This is a genomic window from Streptomyces netropsis (assembly GCF_014203545.1).
GTDB classification, from domain to species: domain Bacteria; phylum Actinomycetota; class Actinomycetes; order Streptomycetales; family Streptomycetaceae; genus Streptomyces; species Streptomyces netropsis.
Window position 1 is genome coordinate 88,917 of sequence record NZ_JACHJG010000002.1, and the last position, 17,161, is coordinate 106,077.

Genomic DNA, 17,161 nt, shown 5'->3' on the forward strand with positions numbered 1-17,161 from the left:
GGCGCGAGGCCGCGGCCCCGGTGGATCAGTCCTCGGCGGGCGGGAGTTCGCCCGAGCCCCGCACGACGAGGCGGGTCGGCAGTTCCACGCGCCGCGGTGGTTCGTCGACCCCGTCCAGCCGTCGGAACAGCCGCTCGGCGGCCGTACGGCCGAGGCGCACGGCGTCCTGGGCGATCACGGTGAGTCCGGGGGAGAGCAGGTCGGCCAGCTCGAGGTCGTCGAAGCCGACGAGTGCGACGGGACGGGGCCGGCCGGCTATGACGCGGACGACGGTGGCTGTCACCCGGTTGTTCCCCGCGAACAGGGCGGTGACCGGCCGGGGGCCGGCGAGCATCCGGACCGCCTCGGTGCGTACCCGCTCGGGGGCGGTGGGGCCCAGCGACAGCCAGGCGTCGTCGACGGGAAGTCCGGCGTCCGCCATCGCGGCCCGGTAGCCGCGCAGCCGCTCGGTGGCGGTGTGGATGCCCGGCCGGTCGCCGATGAAACCGATGCGGCGGTGGCCGTGGGCGATGAGATGGGCGACCCCGTCGCGGGCGCCGCCGAAGCTGTCCGAGAGCACCACGTCGGCGTCTATCAGCCCGGCGGGACGGTCGACGAACACGGTCGCGACACCCGCCGCGATCTCCGGTTCGAGGTAGCGGTGGTCGTGGCCGGCCGGGATGACGATCAGACCGTCGACCCTACGGGCGCAGAGGGCGAGGGCCAGCTCGCGCTCGCGGTCCGGGTCCTCGGCGCTGGAGCCGCTGATGAGCAGCGCGCCATGGGCGCGCGCGACCTCTTCGACGGCCCGGTTGAGCGGTGCGTAGAAGGGGTCGGCGAGGTCCTCCAGGACGAGGCCGATGGAGGCGGTGCGGCCCTTGCGCAGGATGCGGGCGCCGTCGTTGCGGCGGAAGCCGAGCGCGGTGATCGCGTCCTGGACCCGCTGCTCGGTGTCGGGGGTGACGCCGGGCTCGCCGTTCACGACCCGGGAGACGGTCTTCAGCCCCACCCCGGCACGGGCCGCCACGTCCTTCATGGTCGGACGGGTGCCGTAGCGGGGCTGCGGGCGGCTGGCGGTGTCGGCCACGGTGGCTTGTCCTTCGTCGGGGTCCGCCGTGCGGCGGGTGACGTCGAGCATAGAGCCTGGACAACGTTGTCAACACCGGCGAGACTGACCTTCCGCCACCCCCCTGCCGCCCGTGTACCAGGAGAGACAGCCCCCCATGCGCACCGCATCCGACGACCTCGTCGCCGCCCTCGACATCGGCGGCACCAAGATCGCCGGTGCGCTCGTGGACGGCCGGGGGCGGCTGCTCGTGCGCGCGCGGCGGCCCACGCCCGCGCGGGAGGACGGCGCGACGGTGATGGGCGCGGTGGCGGCGGTGCTCGGCGAACTCCTGCGGACCGCGCACTGGTCGCGCGTCCGGGCCGTGGGCATCGGCAGCGCCGGGCCCGTCGACGCCTCCACGGGGACGGTCAGTCCGGTCAATGTGCCCGGATGGCGGGACTTTCCGCTGGTCGCCGAGGTGGCGGGGCTGGTCGGCGGACGGCCGGTGGTCCTCGTCGGCGACGGGGTCGCGATGACTGCCGCGGAGCACTGGCAGGGCGCGGCCCGGGGGCGGGCCAACGCGCTGTGCATGGTGGTGTCCACCGGCGTCGGTGGTGGACTGGTCCTGGGCGGCCGTCTCCACACCGGCCCCACGGGCAATGCGGGCCACATCGGGCACATCAGTGTCGACTTCGACGGTGACGCGTGCCCGTGCGGGGCTCGTGGCTGCGTCGAACGCATCGCCAGTGGCCCCAACATCGCCCGCCGCGCGCTGGACGCCGGCTGGCGCCCGGGTCCGGACGGCGACCCGAGTGCCGCGGCCGTCGCCGCGGCCGCCGAAGCGGGCGATCCGGTCGCCCTCGCCTCCTTCGCCCGGGCGGCGCAGGCGCTGGCCGCGGGCATCGCCGCGACCGCGACGCTCGTCGAGATCGAGGTCGCCGTCGTAGGCGGCGGTGTCGCGGGAGCGGGCGAGGTGCTCTTCGCCCCGCTGCGTGAACGCCTGCGCGACTACGCGACGTTGTCCTTCGCGTCCTCGGTGGAGGTGCTCCCCGCCCGCCTCGGCTCGGACGCGGGCCTCGTCGGGGCGGCAGCGGCGGCGGCCCAGCAACTGGGGCTGTGGGCGGTGGCGGTGGGGCGCTGAGCCCCCGGGCAGAGCCCCGCCGAATCCGGCGTGGCGCTGTATTCGGCCGCTGAGGGCCCGGCGTGCGCCATGCCGCTCGCACGCGTTTTCGTGGCAGGGTGTTCCGGGCAGCGTCACAGTCCGGGCACTTCGCAGGGGGCTACGGAGAAGGGGGAACCGTGATCGTCTGGCTGAACGGTGCGTTCAGTGGGGGAAAGACCAGCACGGGCAGGGAGCTGACCGAGCTGATCCCGGGCAGCACCCTCTTCGACCCCGAGGTGATCGGCGGGGCACTGCACCATCTGCTCCCGCCGAAGCGGCTGGGCGAGGTCGGCGACGTCCAGGACCTGCCGATCTGGCGGCGGCTGGTCGCGGACACGGCGGCGGCACTGCTCGCGGAGGTCGGCGGGGTGCTCGTGGTGCCCATGACGCTGCTGCGACAGGACTACCGGGACGAGATCTTCGGAGCGCTCGCCTCCCGGCGGATCCGGGTGCGCCATGTGCTGCTCACCGCAGATGAAACGATACTCCGGGCCCGTATAGCGGGCCGCGAGGAGTACGAGGACGACCCGGAGCGCAGCGAGTCCGTCCGTCAGTGGGCACGGGACCACATCGCCCCCTACCGCGAGGCGCTGTCCTGGCTGGAAGCCGACGCGTTCGCCGTCGATACGGGCGCGCTGACGCCGCGCGAGGTGGCCGAGCGGGTCGCGGAGGCCGTCCGCACCGGTGCCGCGGACATCTGCCCGATCGTCCAGACCCCTCAGCCGAAGGCCGAGACGCTGGCCGCGGGGGTGCTGCTCTTCGACGAGGAGGACCGGGTGCTGCTCGTCGACCCCACCTACAAGCCCGGCTGGGAGTTCCCCGGCGGGGTCGTCGAACCGGGGGAGGCGCCCGCCCGTGCGGGCATGCGCGAGGTCGCCGAGGAGATCGGCATCGAACTCGCCACGGTGCCACGGCTGCTGGTCGTCGACTGGGAGCCGCCGAAGCCGCCCGGCTTCGGCGGCCTGCGGTTCCTCTTCGACGGCGGCCGGCTGACCGGGGCCGACGCCCGTCGGCTGCTGCTGCCCGGCTCCGAACTGCGCGGCTGGCGCTTCGTCACCGAGGACGAGGCGTCGTCCCTGCTGCCACCGGTCCGGCTGAGCAGGCTGCGCTGGGCGCTGCGCGCCCGCGAGCGGGGACGCCCGCTCAACCTCGAAGCGGGGGTCCCTGTCGGGTGACGGTTGCGCGGTGACGGTTGCCCGGTACGGGTGACGGCTTCCGGGCCGGCTCAGGGACCCGAGCCGGACCCCCGGCCGGCCCGGGAGGAGTTCCCGGGCCGGCCTGAGGTGACATCACGCGTCCCGGGGGCGCTTGTTCCCCCGGTCGGCTGCCAGGTGTCAGCGCTTGCTCTCGGCGTAGTTGCCCAGGAACAGGGCCTCGGCGAGGGAGAGCCGCTCCAGCTCCTCCGGCGAGACGCTCTCGTTCACCGCGTGGATCTGTGCCTCCGGCTCGCTCAGGCCGATGAGCAGGATCTCGGTGTCGGGGTAGAGCGCGGCGAGGGTGTTGCACAGCGGGATCGAGCCGCCCATGCCGGCCGTCTGCATCTCCTCACCCGGGTAGGCGATCCGCATCGCCTCGGCCATCGACGCGTACGCGGGGCTGTCGGTGTCGGCGCGGAACGGCTGGCCCTGGCCGACCTGCTCGACCGCGACACGGGCGTTCCAGGGGGTGGCCTTCTCCAGGTGCGCGTTCAGCAGCTTCGTGGCCTCGGCGGCGTCCATGCCCGGCGGGACCCGCAGGCTGATCAGCGCCCGCGCGCTCGCGTGCACGGACGGGGTGGCGCCGATGACCGGCGGGCAGTCGATGCCGAGCACGGTGACGGCCGGACGGGCCCACAGACGGTCGGCCACCGTGCCGGAGCCGATCAGGGAGACACCGTCGAGGACCTTCGCGTCCTCGCGGAAGTTCTCGACGGGGTACTGCAGTCCGTCCCAGACGCCCTGGTCCTCCAGGCCGTCCACGGTGGTCGAGCCGTCCTCGGCGCGCAGGGAGTCGAGGACGCGGATCAGCGCTGCCAGCGCGTCCGGCGCGGCGCCGCCGAACATGCCCGAGTGCAGGTTGCCCTCCAAGGTGTCCACCTGGACCCGGACCAGGGTCATGCCGCGCAGCGTCGCCGTCACGGTCGGCAGCCCCAGGCGGAAGTTGCCGGCGTCGCCGATGACGATCGCGTCGGCCGCCAGCAGCTCGGGGTGCGCCTCGGCGTAGCGCTCCAGACCACCGGTGCCCTGCTCCTCCGAGCCCTCGACGATCACCTTCACATGGACGGGGACGCCACCGTTCGCCTTGAGCGCCCGCAGCGCGCTCAGGTGCATGATCAGACCGCCCTTGCAGTCGGCGGCGCCGCGCCCGTACCAGCGGCCGTTCCGCTCGGTCAGCTCGAACGGCGGCGAGACCCAGGACGCCTCGTCCAGCGGCGGCTGCACGTCGTAGTGGGCGTAGAGCAGCACGGTCGGGGCACCGGCCGGGCCGGGGAGGTAGCCGTAGACGGACTGGGTGCCGTCGGGGGTGTCGAGCAGGGCGACATCCTCGAAGCCCTCGGTCCGCAGTGCTCCGGCCACCCAGTTCGCGGCTGCCTCGCACTCGCTCCTGGGGAACTGTGCCTCGTCCGCGACGGACTTGAAGGCCACCAGCTCGGCCAGCTCGGTCCAGGCGCGGGACTGCAGCGAGGCGACGGTCGCCGCGAGCGCGGCCTGGGCCTGCTGGCGGGTCGAGGACGATTCCATGGAACGCTCCTTGTGGGCGCGGCGTTAAGTCCGTACATACGGGCGATGGTGATCCTGATCCTCCCATGTCCTGCCGGGCTCTTCCCGGGCCCCTTCCCGCAGCGGGTGGGCCGGGCGGCTGGCCGTAGGATGCGGGCGGTAGCGGTAGCCGGTGATCGAGCAGGAGTAGAACCACAGGTGAGCAGCGACAACGCGGCCCAGGAAGAAGCGGGCCGGGACGTACCCGGGGACGGGGAGCCGGTATGGGACGTCGTGGTGGTGGGAGCGGGTCCCGCCGGAGCCTCGGCCGCCTACGCCGCGGCATCGACGGGACGTAAGGTCCTGCTTCTGGAGAAGGCCGAACTCCCGCGCTACAAGACGTGTGGCGGTGGCATCATCGGCCCCACGCGCGATGCGCTTCCCCCCGGCTTCGAACTTCCCTTGCGTGACCGGGTGCACGCCGTCACCTTCTCCCTCAACGGGAAACTGACGCGCACCCGTCGCTCCAAGCGGATGCTCTTCGGTCTCATCAACCGTCCCGAGTTCGACGCCGGTCTCGTCGAGGTCGCCAAGAAGGCGGGCGCCGAGGTGCGCACCGGGGTGACCGTCTCGCGGGTCGAGCAGCACGGCTCGGCCGTGCCCGACCGGCGGACCGTCGCCATCGTGCTCGGCGACGGCCGGACGCTCCTGGCCCGCGCGGTCGTCGGTGCCGACGGCAGCGCCGGCCGGATAGGGGCACATGTCGGGGTGAAGCTCGACCAGGTGGACCTGGGCCTGGAGGCCGAGATCCCGGTGCCCGCGACGGTCGCCGAGGACTGGGCGGGCCGGGTGCTCATCGACTGGGGCCCGATCCCCGGCAGTTACGGCTGGGTCTTCCCCAAGGGGGACACCCTGACCGTCGGGGTGATCTCGGCGCGCGGCGAGGGCGCCGGCACCAAGCGCTATCTGGAGGACTTCATCGCGCGGCTCGGCCTGGCGGGCTTCGAGCCGAGCGTCTCCTCCGGCCATCTGACCCGCTGCCGGTCCGACGACTCCCCGCTCTCCCGGGGCCGGGTGCTCGTCTGCGGCGACGCGGCGGGACTGCTGGAGCCCTGGACACGGGAGGGCATCTCCTTCGCCCTGCGCTCCGGGCGCCTGGCGGGGGAGTGGGCCGTCCGGATCGCCGAGGCGCAGGACGCGGTGGACGCCCGCCGCCAGGCGTTGAACTACGCCTTCGCCATCAAGGCCGGACTCGGCGTGGAGATGGGCGTCGGGCGCCGCATGCTCACGCTCTTCGAGCGCCGCCCCGGGCTGATCCACGCCGCGGTCACGGGCTTCCGCCCGGCGTGGCACGCGTTCGCGAAGATCACCCGCGGTACGACGACACTGGCCGAGATCGTACGGACGCACCCGGTGGCGCGGCGGGTGCTGTCCGCGATGGACCGCTCCTAGGGCCTGTCCGGCGGACCTTCGCGGGCTCCCGACGCCCGGCACGCGCATTCGCCGCGTTGCCGGGCCCGCCCGAGTACGCCCGGTGCGAGGGCGGTCCTTTGCCGTGCGAGCGCACGCACCGGACGCCGCTCGCCGATCCACGAGAATCACCGGACGGGCCCTGGGCGGCTCGGATCCGATCGGGTCGGCGGGCGGGAGCCCGTCCGGTCGTGCGGGGCGCGCTGTGTCGTGACCGGCGGGTGCCACCGGGGGACGGCCGGAGCTGTTCGGCTCGTCCACCGCGGCGCCCGGCGAGCGCCGCCGCCGTGCACCCGACAACAGTCGGGCTACTCCCCGGGGAGTAGTCGCGGGCACCACGCGCGGCGGACGCCGTCCGCGTCCTCGACGGCTAGCGTTGCCGTATGGGCAGGGACAGACGCGTGTCGTGGGCGCGCGAGCGGGGTGCGGCGCCGCCGTGGGAGCGCTGGTCCGCCGGCCGGGCGGGGCGTGTGCCCTGGCGCTCGTCCCTCGTCGTCGCCGTGATCCAGCAGGTCGGCGGGCACTTCGCCGCGCTGAACCAGCCGGACCGGGCGCCGCTCGACACCTTCGCCCGGCTGTTGCTGCTGATCGGCCCCGCGTTCCTGCTGCTTCGCCACCGCTACCCGCGGACCGCCGTCTTCGGCACCTGCGCCACGACCGCGCTCTACCTCGGTGGTGGCTACGCCTACGGCCCGGTCTTCCTCAGCGTCGTCGTCGCCTGCTTCGCCGCCGTCGTCGCGGGGCACCGCGTCGCCGCGTGGGGCGCCGTCGGCACGCTGTGGGCGGGACACCTGCTCATCGCCCACTGGCTCTACCGCTGGCTGCCGCCTACGGGCGACGGCCCGGGTGCGTGGAACGAGGAGTGGGCGCCCGCCGCCTGGGCCGTGGCCGTCGTCGCCGGATCCGAGCTGGCGCGCGTGCGCCGGGAGAGCTGGGCCCGCGAGCGGGCCGAGCGGGCGGCCGCCGAGCGCCGCCGCGGTGACGAGGAGCGGCTGCGCATCGCCCGTGAGCTGCACGACGTCCTCGCGCACAGCATCTCGGTCATCAACGTCCAGGCCGGCGTCGGCCTCGCCCTCCTCGACGACCACCCCGAACAGGCCCGCACCGCCCTCACCACCATCAAGGCCGCCAGCAAGGAGGCGCTCGGCGAGGTCCGCCAGGTCCTCGACACCCTGCGCGCCCCCGGGGCCGCGCCGCGCTCTCCCGCACCCGGCCTCGACCGCCTCGACGAACTGACCGAACAGGCCGCCGGAGCCGGTCTCCGCGTGGAGATCGAGACCGAGGGGGCACGGACCGAACTGCCGCCCGGCGCCGACCTCGCCGCCTTCCGCATCGTCCAGGAGGCGCTCACCAACGTCGTGCGCCACTCGGGGTCGCGCGTCGCGCGGGTCCGGCTGCGCTACGTGCCCGACGCCCTCGAACTGCGGGTCGACGACGACGGTCCCGCCACCGCGGACAGCCTCACCAGCGGGGGCAACGGCCTGGTCGGCATGCGGGAGCGGGCCGCCGCCCTCGGCGGTACCGTCGAAGCGGGCCCCCGGCCCGACGGCGGCTTCCGCGTGCAGGTCCGGCTGCCCCGCACGACCGGGCGCCGGGAGACGCGGTGAACACCGGCGACCCGCCGCCGGACCGGCCAGGCGCTCCTGCTTCCGACGCCCCCGCTTTCGACGTGCCCGTACTTCCGCGCCGAACGGGCGGGGAAGCGAGGGAGGAGACACCGTGATCAGCGTCCTGCTCGCCGACGACCAGCTCCTCGTCCGCGCCGGATTCCGCGCGCTGTTGGACGCACAGCCCGACATCGAGGTCGTCGGCGAGGCGGCCGACGGCGAACAGGCCGTGGCCCTGGTACGCGAGCTGCGCCCCGACACCGTCCTCATGGACATCCGGATGCCCGTCCTCGACGGCCTCGCCGCGACCCGGCGGATCACCGAGGACCCGGACCTGGCGGAGGTGAAGGTGGTCATGCTCACCACCTTCGAACTCGACGAATACGTCTTCGAGGCCCTTCGCTCCGGGGCGTCCGGATTCCTCGTCAAGGACACCGAACCGGAAGAACTGCTCCGCGCCGTACGGGCCGTGGTCGCCGGTGACGCGCTGCTCTCCCCCGGAGTGACGCGCCGTCTCATCGCCGAGTTCGCCGCCCGCTCCAAGGAGCCCGCGACGCCCGGCCTCACCGAGCTGACCGACCGCGAGCGTGAGGTGATGGCACTCGTCGGCATGGGGCTGTCCAACGAGGAGATCGCCCGTCGGCTCGTCGTCAGCCCGCTCACCGCGAAGACGCACGTCAGCCGCACCATGATCAAACTCGGCGCCCGCGACCGGGCCCAACTCGTCGTCCTCGCCTATGAGTCCGGGCTCGTGCGTCCCGGCTGGCTGGGCTGAGGGCGCGCCGTCGGCCGACGCGGACCGGTCCGCTCGTCGTGGAGGGCGACTGTCGGCAGGTCCCGGGTCCTGCGGAGCGGGGAGAAGAGAAGGATCAGCCCGGCCAGCGGGACCCCCGCCGTGGTGATCCACATCGCCTCGCGGAGTCCGAAGGCGCTACCGAGCGCGCCACCGAGCAGCGCGCCGACGGGAAGCGTGCCGTAGTTCAGGAACGCCGTGCCGGCGGTGAGGCGGCCGAGGAGGCGGGGCGGGCAGTAGCTCTGCTGGAAGCCCGCCTTGATGACGTTGCCGGCGACCACCCCGGCGGACACGCAGAAGCCACCGGTCACGTAGAGGAGCGCCCCCGCGCCGTCGGTGGTGAGCGGGATGAGCAGCGCCGGTACGGCCAGGACGAGTTCGAACAACAGCGTCGCCCGCGCGGTGCCGACCCGTCCGGCGACCCGGCGGGCGAGGAAGGCCCCGACGACACCGCCCGCCCCGGCGACGGCGATCAGGACGCCGACCGTCCCGGAGTTCAGACCGACGTCCCGCACCAGGAAGACCACCAGGATCGACTGGTATCCCATCAGCCCCAGGTTGGAGACGGCGCCGAACAATGCCAGCGTCCGCAGCCACCGGTCGCCGGCGACCAGCCGCAGACCGGCTGTGACGTCGCTCGCCATCGAGGTGTGCCGACGGACGGACCCGCTGACACGCGGCTCACGGTGCCGGATGGCCACCAGACAGAGCAGCGAGACCAGGAAGGTCGCGGCGTTGGCGAACATCGCGTTCACCGCACCGGCCAACTGGGCTATAAGACCACCGGATCCCCGGCCTACGATCTGCGCGGCGGACGCGCTTCCCTGCAGTTTGGCGTTGCCCTCGGCCTGGTCCGCGGGTTCGAGCAGGCTGGGAAGGTACGCGCTGTAGGCCGTCTGGAAGAACACCGCCGCCGTGCCGGTCAGCAGGGTGACCACCAGCAGGAAGCCCGTGCTCAGTCCGCCGAGCCAGGTGACGACCGGGACGCAGGCGAACAGCAGGAAGGACGCCGCCGCGGCGGCCAGCATGATCGGCCTGCGACGGAACCGGTCCGCCCAGACGCCGACCGGCAGGCCCACGATCAGCCAGGGCAGCCAGGCGCAGGCACTCAGCAGCCCGACCGTGAAGGTGTCGGCGTCCAGGGTGGTGACGGCGGCGAGCGGCATGGCCACGCTGGTGACGGACGCGCCGAACTTGCCGGTGGTCTCGCCGCACCACAGCAGCCGGAAGTCCCGGTGGCGCCGCAGCAGGCCACCGTGTGTCAGCCGGTTCATGCGCCGTCCGGTTCCTGGCGCGGGAAGGACTGGATCTGCACGATGACGGGCAGTGCGTCGGAGGCCGGTTCCTCGCCCGGCGCGGGGGTGTGGCGGGCGACGACGGCCATCAAGTCCTGGTTGAGCCGAGCGAGCTGGGCGGGCGTCAGCCGAAGGTCGCGCCAGTCGGAGAAGGTGGCGGCTTGCTGCCACGCGCCGTCCCAGTCCTCACCCAGGAACGTCACCGTTCGGCTGAAGAACTGCTGTGCCAGCTGGTGCAGGTAGACGGCGAGCGCGTCCCGGGTGTCGGGATCGTCCCGGAACTCGGCGGGGTTGAGCAGTTTCGCGTCGTTGACGGCCCGCCACCAGCGCTCGCGCTTGGTGCCGCGCCCGGTCTCCTCCTCGATGTAACCGTGCTCGGCCAGGTGGCGCAGATGCCAGCTGACGGTCCCGGTGCTTTCGCCCAGCCGCCGGGACAGGAGGGTGGCCGTGGCGGGGCCGTCCAGGCTCAACGCCTCCAGGATGGCCATCCGCAGGGGGTGGGCCAGTCCCCGCAGGCTGCGTGCGTCGATGCGCCGCGTGGGTTTGGTCGCAGGAGTGCCCTCAGTTTCCTTGGTCATCGGGCCAACCTATGGTGCAGAGAACTCTTTGCATAGGGTTCTCTGCACCATGGTCACCTGTCACCCGTCACCCGCTCCCCCGCTGGACGGGCTCCTCGGCAGCGAGTGGTGGGCCGTCACCGGAGGAACGGTCGGCCGGCCGTCGGTCAGAACAGCGCCTCGGGTCCCGCCACTTCCGGTGGGCGTACGGCCGCTGTCGTCTCCGCCCCCGGCGCGGCCGCCGAAAGGGCCCAGCCGGCCAACTGCCGCGTGTCGACCAGCAGCAGTCGCCCGTCCGGCGCGCCGAGATACAGGTCCGGTCCGGCTACGGCCGTCACCCGGCCCGATATCGTGCGGCCGGGGGAGAGCCCGACGAGGCCGTGACCCGGGCGGAGCCGGTCGAGATGGAAGGCCTCGTCGTGGTGGACGGGCGCGAAGTCCCGCACGGCCAGCGAGTCGGGCAGCCCGTCGAGTCCACGGGCCCGTTCGTGCAATGCGGCGAGTTCGGCGGTCCGCAGCGCCTGGGGCGGCAGCGGGTACCGGGCGGCGCGCTTGGCCGCGTACGGGAAGCGGTCCGGGACGTCGAGGGCCGCGCCCAGCACGGCCTCCGCGCGACGTGCTGCCATCAGCGGGCCCCGCCCGAGCAGCGCGTACGACAGCGCCGCCTGCTCGAGCAGCCGGACACCCTCGCGCTCCGCGGCCGTGATGCCGACCTTGATCACTCCCGGCCCGAACCAGGCCAGATAGACGTCGTAGGGGCGCGGGTCGTCCAGGGCGGTGTCGGCGGCCACGGAGTGCGAGCGGTCCAGCCGCGCGCAGTCGGGGCACTGGGCGGAGACCGCTGTGCCCGGCACCTCCGCGCCCAGCGGGCACGCGGTGTGCCGACCGCCTCTGCGCACCCCGACGCAAGCCCGCCGGGTCCCCGTCGTGAAGGCCAGGGCCCGCCCCGGGGGCAAGGGCGAGGTGCGGGCGCCATGCACCGGATGCAGCCAGGCCAGCGCCGGCCCCGCATGGCTCCACCGCAGCCCGGCGCACTGCCAGCTGTCACCCGACACGCTCACCCGTCCCGTCCCGTCCTGTCCCGTCGCTTCGCATCATCCTTCCCCGGGCGCTCCCGCCCCGCGCGAGCGCCCGGGGGCCTGCCTGCCTCGTCTCACCCGATGACCGACCGCTCCCGCCACAGTCGTGCGAGCGAGGCGTCACCCGTGCTGCCCAACGCGTCGAGGGGCAGTCGGTTCCACAGGGCCAGATACAGGTCGGACACCGGACCCGCCAGCTCGCAGTCCGCCGGGCCCTCGGCTGTGCGCTCGGTGCGCGGCGGCCCGTCCGACAGGCGGACCGTCCACACCGCGCCGGAGTCCGTGGCCCGCACGCGCAGCGTCCGAGGGGTGTCCGTGCGCACCCGGCTCCGCTCTCCGCCGTGGAACTTCACGAGCAGTTCCTCCACACCGTCCGCGGCGAACTCGGCGTCGATGGGGGAGAAGCCCGCTGAGGAGTCAGAGGAGGAGCCCGCGGCGGAGGCGCCGCCTCCATCGAGCGCGGCCTCGGCGTCGACACGGTGCACCGCGGTCTCGTGGGCCTGGCGCCGGATCCAGAAGGAGAGGGGTGAGGGGGCCGGCATGAAGGTCCAGCACCTCAGGTCCGGCTCGGCGGTGGTCAGCGTCTTGACCAGCTGACGGTGGCCTTCCCGGAACCATTCGACGAGCTCCGGCCCGTCCCCCTCGGGGGCCGCCGGCAGCCCGATCGGCTCGGTGAGCGATTCTCCGACGATCCGGGCCGCCCACCGGTGCACGGCCCCGGTATGGGTGACCAACTCGCGCACCCGCCACTCCGGACAGGTCGGCACGGGGGTGTCGAGGCCGGCCCGCGCGGCGGCCTCCGCGAGCAGCTGTCCGTCGCGGTCGAGAGCGGTGATGAGATCGGAAGTATCCATGTCCCGAAGTGTGGCAGCCACCACTGACAACGCGGCTTCACAGGCGCCGACTTCGGCTCCGCGCGGGCACGAGGCTGCTGCACGGGCCGGCCCACGTCCAGGGGCGGCTCCGCGCGGGCACGGGCACGAGGCAGACGCCTCGTCGGCATGACCGGCGACGCGGACCCGGCCGGGCACCTCTCCGATGAGCGGATCGCCGCGTTCGCCGAAGGTCCACGAGGTGCGGTAGTCGCGTGACGGGGCCCCGGCCGGGACGCGGGAGCGGATCCGTCGGCAGGGCGTCGTGCCGCCCGCCGCCCGCCCCCGCTCGTGGCGGCGCATGGTGCCGACCGGGCGGAAGCCTCCGAGGGCGCGACGGTGAACGGTGACCGGCGCGGCGCCGTGGAGCGGCCGGAGGCGGGTACTGTTCCCGGAATTGACCGATCCCGTTTTGTTCAGCGTCGGCACAAAGTCAGAATAGGTATGTGACCCAGACTCGGACTCCCCGCCTGGAGCGGGGCCGGAGCGCCCTCGGCCCGGCCTTGGCGCTCGTACACACCGGCCGTGCCCCCACCCGTGCCGTGCTCACCGCCGAACTCGGCGTGACCCGCGCGACCGCCGGCGCCGTGGCCGCCGAGCTCGAGGCGCTCGGGTTGATCCAGGTCGACGCGCGCCCCGCGGCGCCCGCCGGCTCCCAGGGGCGCCCCTCGCACCGGCTCGCCATCGCCCCCGACGGCCCTGTCGTCCTCGCCGCGCAGATCCACGCCGACGGATTCCGGGCCGCCCTCGTCGGGCTCGGTGGCCGGATGGTCGCCACCGCCCCCGGCTGCATGACGGTGCCCGCCGACCCCGCCCACATCATCGACGCCGTCGTGGAGGCCGGGGCCGGTCTGCTGCGCGAGACCGGCCGTCGCTGCCTCGGCGCGGGTCTCGCCGTTCCCTCGGCCGTGGCCGAGCCGGACGGTACGGCTCTGAACCCGCTGCACCTGTCCTGGCCGGCGGGCGCGCCGGTCCGCGCGCTCTTCGTCGAGGCCCTCGCCAAGTCGGGCGTCCACGGCCCGGACGGCAGCCCCGTCAGCGGTGTCGCCGGCAACGACGTCAACCTCGCCGCCCTCGCCGAGCACCGCCACGGCGCCGGCCGCGGTGCCCAGCACCTGCTGTGCGTCGCCACCGGCCACCGCGGCGTCGGCGGCGCGCTCGTCCTCGACGGCCGGCTGCACACCGGCAGCTCCGGTCTCGCGCTGGAGGTCGGCCATCTCACCGTCAACCCCGCGGGTCTGCCCTGTCACTGCGGCAGCCGCGGCTGCCTCGACGTCGAGACCGACCCCCTCGCCTTCCTCACCGCCGCCGGCCGTGAGCCGGGCCCGGAGGTCTCCCTCCTCCAGCAGTCCCGCGACCTGCTCCGTTCGGAGTACGCGGACCCGACCGTCCGTGCCGCCGCCGATCTGATCGTCGATCGGCTCGGCCTCGGTCTCGCCGGCCTGGTCAACATCCTCAACCCGGACCGGGTGGTCCTGGGCGGACTCCACCGCGAGCTGCTGGACGCCGATCCGGAGCGGCTGCGGGCCGTCGTCGCGGACCGCAGCCTCTGGGGCCGCAGCGGCAGCGTGCCGATCCTGGCCGCGAGCCTCGACCACAACAGCCTCGTCGGGGCGGCCGAAGCGGCCTGGCAGCCGGTCCTCGACGACCCCTTGGCCACACTCGGCTGACCAGCCGCGCCCGCTCCACCGCCGCCGCGTACTCTCCGCGCGGTACTCGAACGGCCGCCGGGCGGACGACGACCCGGGGCGTCACGACGACGAGGCTCGGTGGTGACCGGAACGAACGTCACCACCGAGGAGCTGAACCCTCATGAACACCCTCGCGCAGACCTGGGCCGACGGTGGACCCGGCCCCTGGATCCTGCTCTTCCCGCTGTTCTGGGCCGTCGTCGTCATCGGCGTCGTCATCGTCCTGCGCCGCACCGTGTGGCGCCACGGCCGCAACCCCTGGCAGGCCCGCGCCGAGCGGTCCGAGCACGCACCGCTGACGCTCCTCGGCCGCCGGTTCGCGGCCGGCGAGATCGACGAGGACGAGTACCGGCGGCGCCTGTCCGTCCTGGAGGAACGCTTCGGCACCGGCGGTAAGGGCGCGGCGACATGACAGCGGCCTCCTCGGGCCGGCCGTCCGGCCCGGGGCGTCGGTGCGGGCAAAGGCCTTCGGTGCCTCCCGCACCGCCGTACCCGCCCCGGGCGCGCCCGGGGCGGTCAGCCGAGGGCGGCGGACCGGGCCGGGGCGGGCTCGCGCAGCGCGGCCGGCCGCCGGGTCGGGTGGGGTCCGCCGAAGAGCGGATGCTTCTCCAGCGCCGACAGTTCGAGGACGGACTGTTCGAAGACGGCGGTGGTTTCCGAGGCCCTTACAAGCCGAGGGGAGGCAGCGGGGGCGCACTGGGGCACGGGGAGCGTAAACCAGACGACTTTCCCGCCGTCGAGGCGCTCCTCGACGCCCCAGCTCGCGCTGACGGCGGCGACGAGGGCGAGACCGCGCCCGTGGGTGCTGGCGACGTCGGGTTCGAGAACGCGCGGAAGGCGCGGATCGTGGTCCCGCACCGAGACCGTGAGCCGGTCCACCACGAGGTCGATCTCCACGGTGCAGCGTTTGTCGGGTTCCGCGTGTTGGTGCACGTTGGTCAGGAGCTCGGTGACGCCGAGCGCCGCGGGATCGATGAGAGGGTCGAGATGCCAGTAGCGCAGTTGCGCAGATACGATTCTGCGGACCTGGCCGATGCGCGGGGGGAGAGCTTGGAGCTCTACGGTGCAGTGCTTGTTCATTCGGCTGATCACGGCTGCGACTCCCTGAAGAAGTAGGGCTAGCCTGATGCAGATACGCGTCTCGATACGCGTCTGTTCCGGTCCAGCGACGGTGGCTGCTCGAGCCGGCCGGCGGATACAGATCAGTGCGTAACCGCCGATGAACCCTCGGTGAAGCTGGTACGAGTCCAGGGTCGACTCCTGCGACCGAATGCGCAACTCCTGTACCTTCAGCCCCTTGCGTCGCTGCCGTGCGCGGAACGGACCGCGTCCAGGAAGCGGCGGACGGCGGCTGCTCCGGAGTCCCGGGCGGCGGGGTCGCGCTGGCCCAGGGTGAGTACGTAGCGGGTGCCGTTCACCGTCGCCAGGGCCCGGTCCCGGGCGGCGAACCAGGGCTTGCTCGCATGGACCGAATCGACGGGCGCACTGTCGATCTCCCGGCCGTAGCTGGTCAGCAGCTCGAACCTGCCGTCCTTGATCTTCACCTGGCCGGCCCGGGTGAGCGAGCGCAGAAACCGCTCGATCCGCACCCCTGTCGCGTTGAACTCCGTTTCCGCCACGACGCACCGCCTTCCCGGCCGAATTGTCTGTCTGGTGCGCAGTCTGCCCGTGAGGCGGCCCCGGCACCAGTGCCCATTTATGATCGAAACGTCCGAGTGCTCCGCATCGGCCCGAGGGACATCGTGAGGAGCGGCGTGAACAGCACAGCGAACACGGGGGCGACGAACGCGGGGGACGGACCCAAGGGGCGGATGCCGGCGGGCGCCGCCGTCCCGACCGTCGACGTGGACCGCAGCGACCCGCCCTACCGCGCCTGGCTCAAGGAGGCGGTCCGCAAGGTCCAGGCCGACGCGAACCGCTCCGCGGACACCCATCTGCTCCGGTTCCCGCTGCCGGACGAGTGGGGCGTCGACCTCTACCTGAAGGACGAGTCCACCCATCCGACGGGAAGCCTCAAGCACCGTCTCGCCCGCTCGTTGTTCCTGTACGGGCTGTGCAACGGCTGGGTCCGCCCCGAAGCCCCCGTCGTCGAGGCGTCCAGCGGCTCCACGGCCGTCTCCGAGGCGTACTTCGCCAAACTCGTCGGCGTGCCGTTCATCGCCGTCATGCCGCGCACGACCAGTCGCGAGAAGTGCCGGCTCATCGAGTTCCACGGCGGGCAGTGCCACTTCGTGGACGACTCGCGGAAGATCTACGAGGAGGCGGCCGCCCTCGCCGCGCGGTCCGGGGGCCACTACATGGACCAGTTCACCTACGCCGAGCGGGCCACGGACTGGCGGGGCAACAACAACATCGCCGAATCGATCCACCACCAGCTCCGCCTCGAACGCCACCCGGAGCCCGCGTGGATCGTCGCCACCGCCGGTACGGGCGGCACCTCGGCGACCATCGCCCGCTACGTGCGCTACATGCAGCACGACACCCGGGTCTGCGTCGCCGACCCCGAGAACTCCTGCTTCTTCGACGGCTGGAAGGACCGCGACCCGGCCGCGAGCAGCGAGCGGGGTTCCCGCATCGAGGGCATCGGGCGGCCGCGGATGGAACCGAGCTTCGTGACGGGCGCGATCGACCGCATGATGAAGGTCCCGGACGCGGCGAGCGTCGCGGCCGTCCGCGCCCTGGAGGCGGCGATCGGCCGCAAGGCGGGCGGCTCCACCGGCACCGGTCTGTGGGCCGCGCTCAAGATCGTCGCGGAGATGGCCGACCAGGGGCGCGCGGGCAGCGTCGTCACCCTCATCTGCGACCCGGGCGACCGCTACCTCGACAAGTACTACTCCGACGCGTGGCTCGCCGAGCAGGGCCTGGACATCACCCCCTACGCCATGGCGATCAGCCGCTTCCTGGCGACCGGCCGCTGGCCGGACTGACAC

16 protein-coding genes are annotated in these 17,161 nt (G+C 73.4%); 8 read left to right on the top strand and 8 right to left on the bottom strand.

The annotated features are described in order from the left end of the window. Positions 1–25: 25 nt before the first annotated feature. Positions 26–1,015: a LacI family DNA-binding transcriptional regulator gene (locus FHS38_RS05450; RefSeq protein WP_260420619.1), complete on the bottom strand. Its 990-nt coding sequence runs from the start codon at positions 1,013–1,015 to the stop codon at positions 26–28. 187 nt (positions 1,016–1,202) lie between these two features. Between FHS38_RS05450 and FHS38_RS05455 the strand changes: the two genes are divergently transcribed. Next, positions 1,203–2,168 (top strand): ROK family protein, encoded by a 966-nt coding sequence (locus FHS38_RS05455; RefSeq protein WP_184731336.1) that lies wholly within the window; start codon positions 1,203–1,205, stop codon positions 2,166–2,168. 158 nt (positions 2,169–2,326) lie between these two features. Continuing rightward, positions 2,327–3,364, top strand: a complete 1,038-nt coding sequence (locus FHS38_RS05460; RefSeq protein ID WP_184731337.1) for an NUDIX hydrolase — start codon at positions 2,327–2,329, stop codon at positions 3,362–3,364. A gap of 159 nt (positions 3,365–3,523) precedes the next feature. Here FHS38_RS05460 and FHS38_RS05465 read toward each other — a convergent pair whose 3' ends face one another. Continuing rightward, entirely contained in the window at positions 3,524–4,909 is a 1,386-nt protein-coding gene (locus FHS38_RS05465; protein ID WP_184731339.1) for a dipeptidase, read from the bottom strand. 177 nt (positions 4,910–5,086) lie between these two features. Between FHS38_RS05465 and FHS38_RS05470 the strand changes: the two genes are divergently transcribed. The 3 genes from FHS38_RS05470 to FHS38_RS05480 all read left to right on the top strand — a co-directional run bounded on the left by FHS38_RS05470 (position 5,087) and on the right by FHS38_RS05480 (position 8,719). Then, the gene (locus FHS38_RS05470) at positions 5,087–6,319 is read left to right on the top strand and encodes a geranylgeranyl reductase family protein (RefSeq protein WP_184731341.1); all 1,233 of its coding nucleotides are present in this window, start codon (positions 5,087–5,089) and stop codon (positions 6,317–6,319) included. Positions 6,320–6,720: 401 nt separating this feature from the next. Continuing rightward, complete coding sequence (locus FHS38_RS05475) at positions 6,721–7,944, top strand: sensor histidine kinase (RefSeq protein WP_184731343.1); 1,224 nt, start codon at positions 6,721–6,723, stop codon at positions 7,942–7,944. 112 nt (positions 7,945–8,056) lie between these two features. After that, positions 8,057–8,719 carry a response regulator gene (locus FHS38_RS05480; RefSeq protein WP_184731344.1) on the top strand — a complete coding sequence of 221 codons (663 nt, stop codon included), beginning with the start codon at positions 8,057–8,059 and terminating at the stop codon, positions 8,717–8,719. Here the strand turns inward: FHS38_RS05480 and FHS38_RS05485 are convergent. The 4 genes from FHS38_RS05485 to FHS38_RS05500 form a co-directional block, all read right to left on the bottom strand. Next, a complete protein-coding gene (locus tag FHS38_RS05485) occupies positions 8,680–10,011 on the bottom strand; it encodes an MFS transporter (protein WP_184731346.1) in 1,332 nt (443 codons plus the stop codon). The genes FHS38_RS05480 and FHS38_RS05485 overlap by 40 nt on opposite strands. Continuing rightward, positions 10,008–10,610, bottom strand: a complete 603-nt coding sequence (locus FHS38_RS05490; protein WP_184731348.1) for a winged helix-turn-helix domain-containing protein — start codon at positions 10,608–10,610, stop codon at positions 10,008–10,010. Before FHS38_RS05490 ends, FHS38_RS05485 begins: the two co-directional genes overlap by 4 nt. Positions 10,611–10,756: 146 nt before the next feature. Next, entirely contained in the window at positions 10,757–11,644 is an 888-nt protein-coding gene (locus FHS38_RS05495) for a DUF2797 domain-containing protein (RefSeq protein WP_184732181.1), read from the bottom strand. 98 nt (positions 11,645–11,742) lie between these two features. Then, positions 11,743–12,522, bottom strand: coding sequence for a maleylpyruvate isomerase family mycothiol-dependent enzyme (locus tag FHS38_RS05500; protein WP_184731350.1), 780 nt, complete (start codon positions 12,520–12,522; stop codon positions 11,743–11,745). A gap of 464 nt (positions 12,523–12,986) precedes the next feature. On the opposite strand from FHS38_RS05500, the gene FHS38_RS05505 reads away from it, so the two are divergent. After that, entirely contained in the window at positions 12,987–14,210 is a 1,224-nt protein-coding gene (locus tag FHS38_RS05505) for an ROK family protein (protein WP_184731352.1), read from the top strand. A gap of 142 nt (positions 14,211–14,352) precedes the next feature. Beyond that, positions 14,353–14,643: an SHOCT domain-containing protein gene (locus tag FHS38_RS05510; RefSeq protein ID WP_184731354.1), complete on the top strand. Its 291-nt coding sequence runs from the start codon at positions 14,353–14,355 to the stop codon at positions 14,641–14,643. A 104-nt stretch (positions 14,644–14,747) separates the two neighbouring features. On the opposite strand, the gene FHS38_RS05515 is transcribed toward FHS38_RS05510, so the two are convergent. Beyond that, the gene (locus FHS38_RS05515) at positions 14,748–15,323 is read right to left on the bottom strand and encodes an ATP-binding protein (RefSeq protein WP_184731356.1); all 576 of its coding nucleotides are present in this window, start codon (positions 15,321–15,323) and stop codon (positions 14,748–14,750) included. A gap of 197 nt (positions 15,324–15,520) precedes the next feature. Then, positions 15,521–15,850, bottom strand: a complete 330-nt coding sequence (locus FHS38_RS05520; RefSeq protein ID WP_184731358.1) for a hypothetical protein — start codon at positions 15,848–15,850, stop codon at positions 15,521–15,523. 192 nt (positions 15,851–16,042) lie between these two features. Here FHS38_RS05520 and cds1 point away from each other — a divergent pair, with 192 nt between their 5' ends. After that, positions 16,043–17,158, top strand: coding sequence for an L-cysteine desulfhydrase Cds1 (cds1, locus tag FHS38_RS05525; protein ID WP_184732183.1), 1,116 nt, complete (start codon positions 16,043–16,045; stop codon positions 17,156–17,158). Positions 17,159–17,161: the final 3 nt, after the last annotated feature.

Bases quoted from the DNA above. Each gene is read 5' to 3' on its own strand.
- FHS38_RS05485 (WP_184731346.1), bottom strand. From the start codon at position 10,011: ATGAACCGGCTGACACACGGTGGCCTGCTGCGGCGCCACCGGGACTTC.
- FHS38_RS05490 (WP_184731348.1), bottom strand. From the start codon at position 10,610: ATGACCAAGGAAACTGAGGGCACTCCTGCGACCAAACCCACGCGGCGC.
- FHS38_RS05455 (WP_184731336.1), top strand. From the start codon at position 1,203: ATGCGCACCGCATCCGACGACCTCGTCGCCGCCCTCGACATCGGCGGC.
- FHS38_RS05500 (WP_184731350.1), bottom strand. From the start codon at position 12,522: ATGGATACTTCCGATCTCATCACCGCTCTCGACCGCGACGGACAGCTG.
- cds1 (WP_184732183.1), top strand. From the start codon at position 16,043: ATGCCGGCGGGCGCCGCCGTCCCGACCGTCGACGTGGACCGCAGCGAC.
- FHS38_RS05450 (WP_260420619.1), bottom strand. From the start codon at position 1,015: ATGAAGGACGTGGCGGCCCGTGCCGGGGTGGGGCTGAAGACCGTCTCC.
- FHS38_RS05510 (WP_184731354.1), top strand. From the start codon at position 14,353: ATGAACACCCTCGCGCAGACCTGGGCCGACGGTGGACCCGGCCCCTGG.
- FHS38_RS05475 (WP_184731343.1), top strand. From the start codon at position 6,721: ATGGGCAGGGACAGACGCGTGTCGTGGGCGCGCGAGCGGGGTGCGGCG.
- FHS38_RS05465 (WP_184731339.1), bottom strand. From the start codon at position 4,909: ATGGAATCGTCCTCGACCCGCCAGCAGGCCCAGGCCGCGCTCGCGGCG.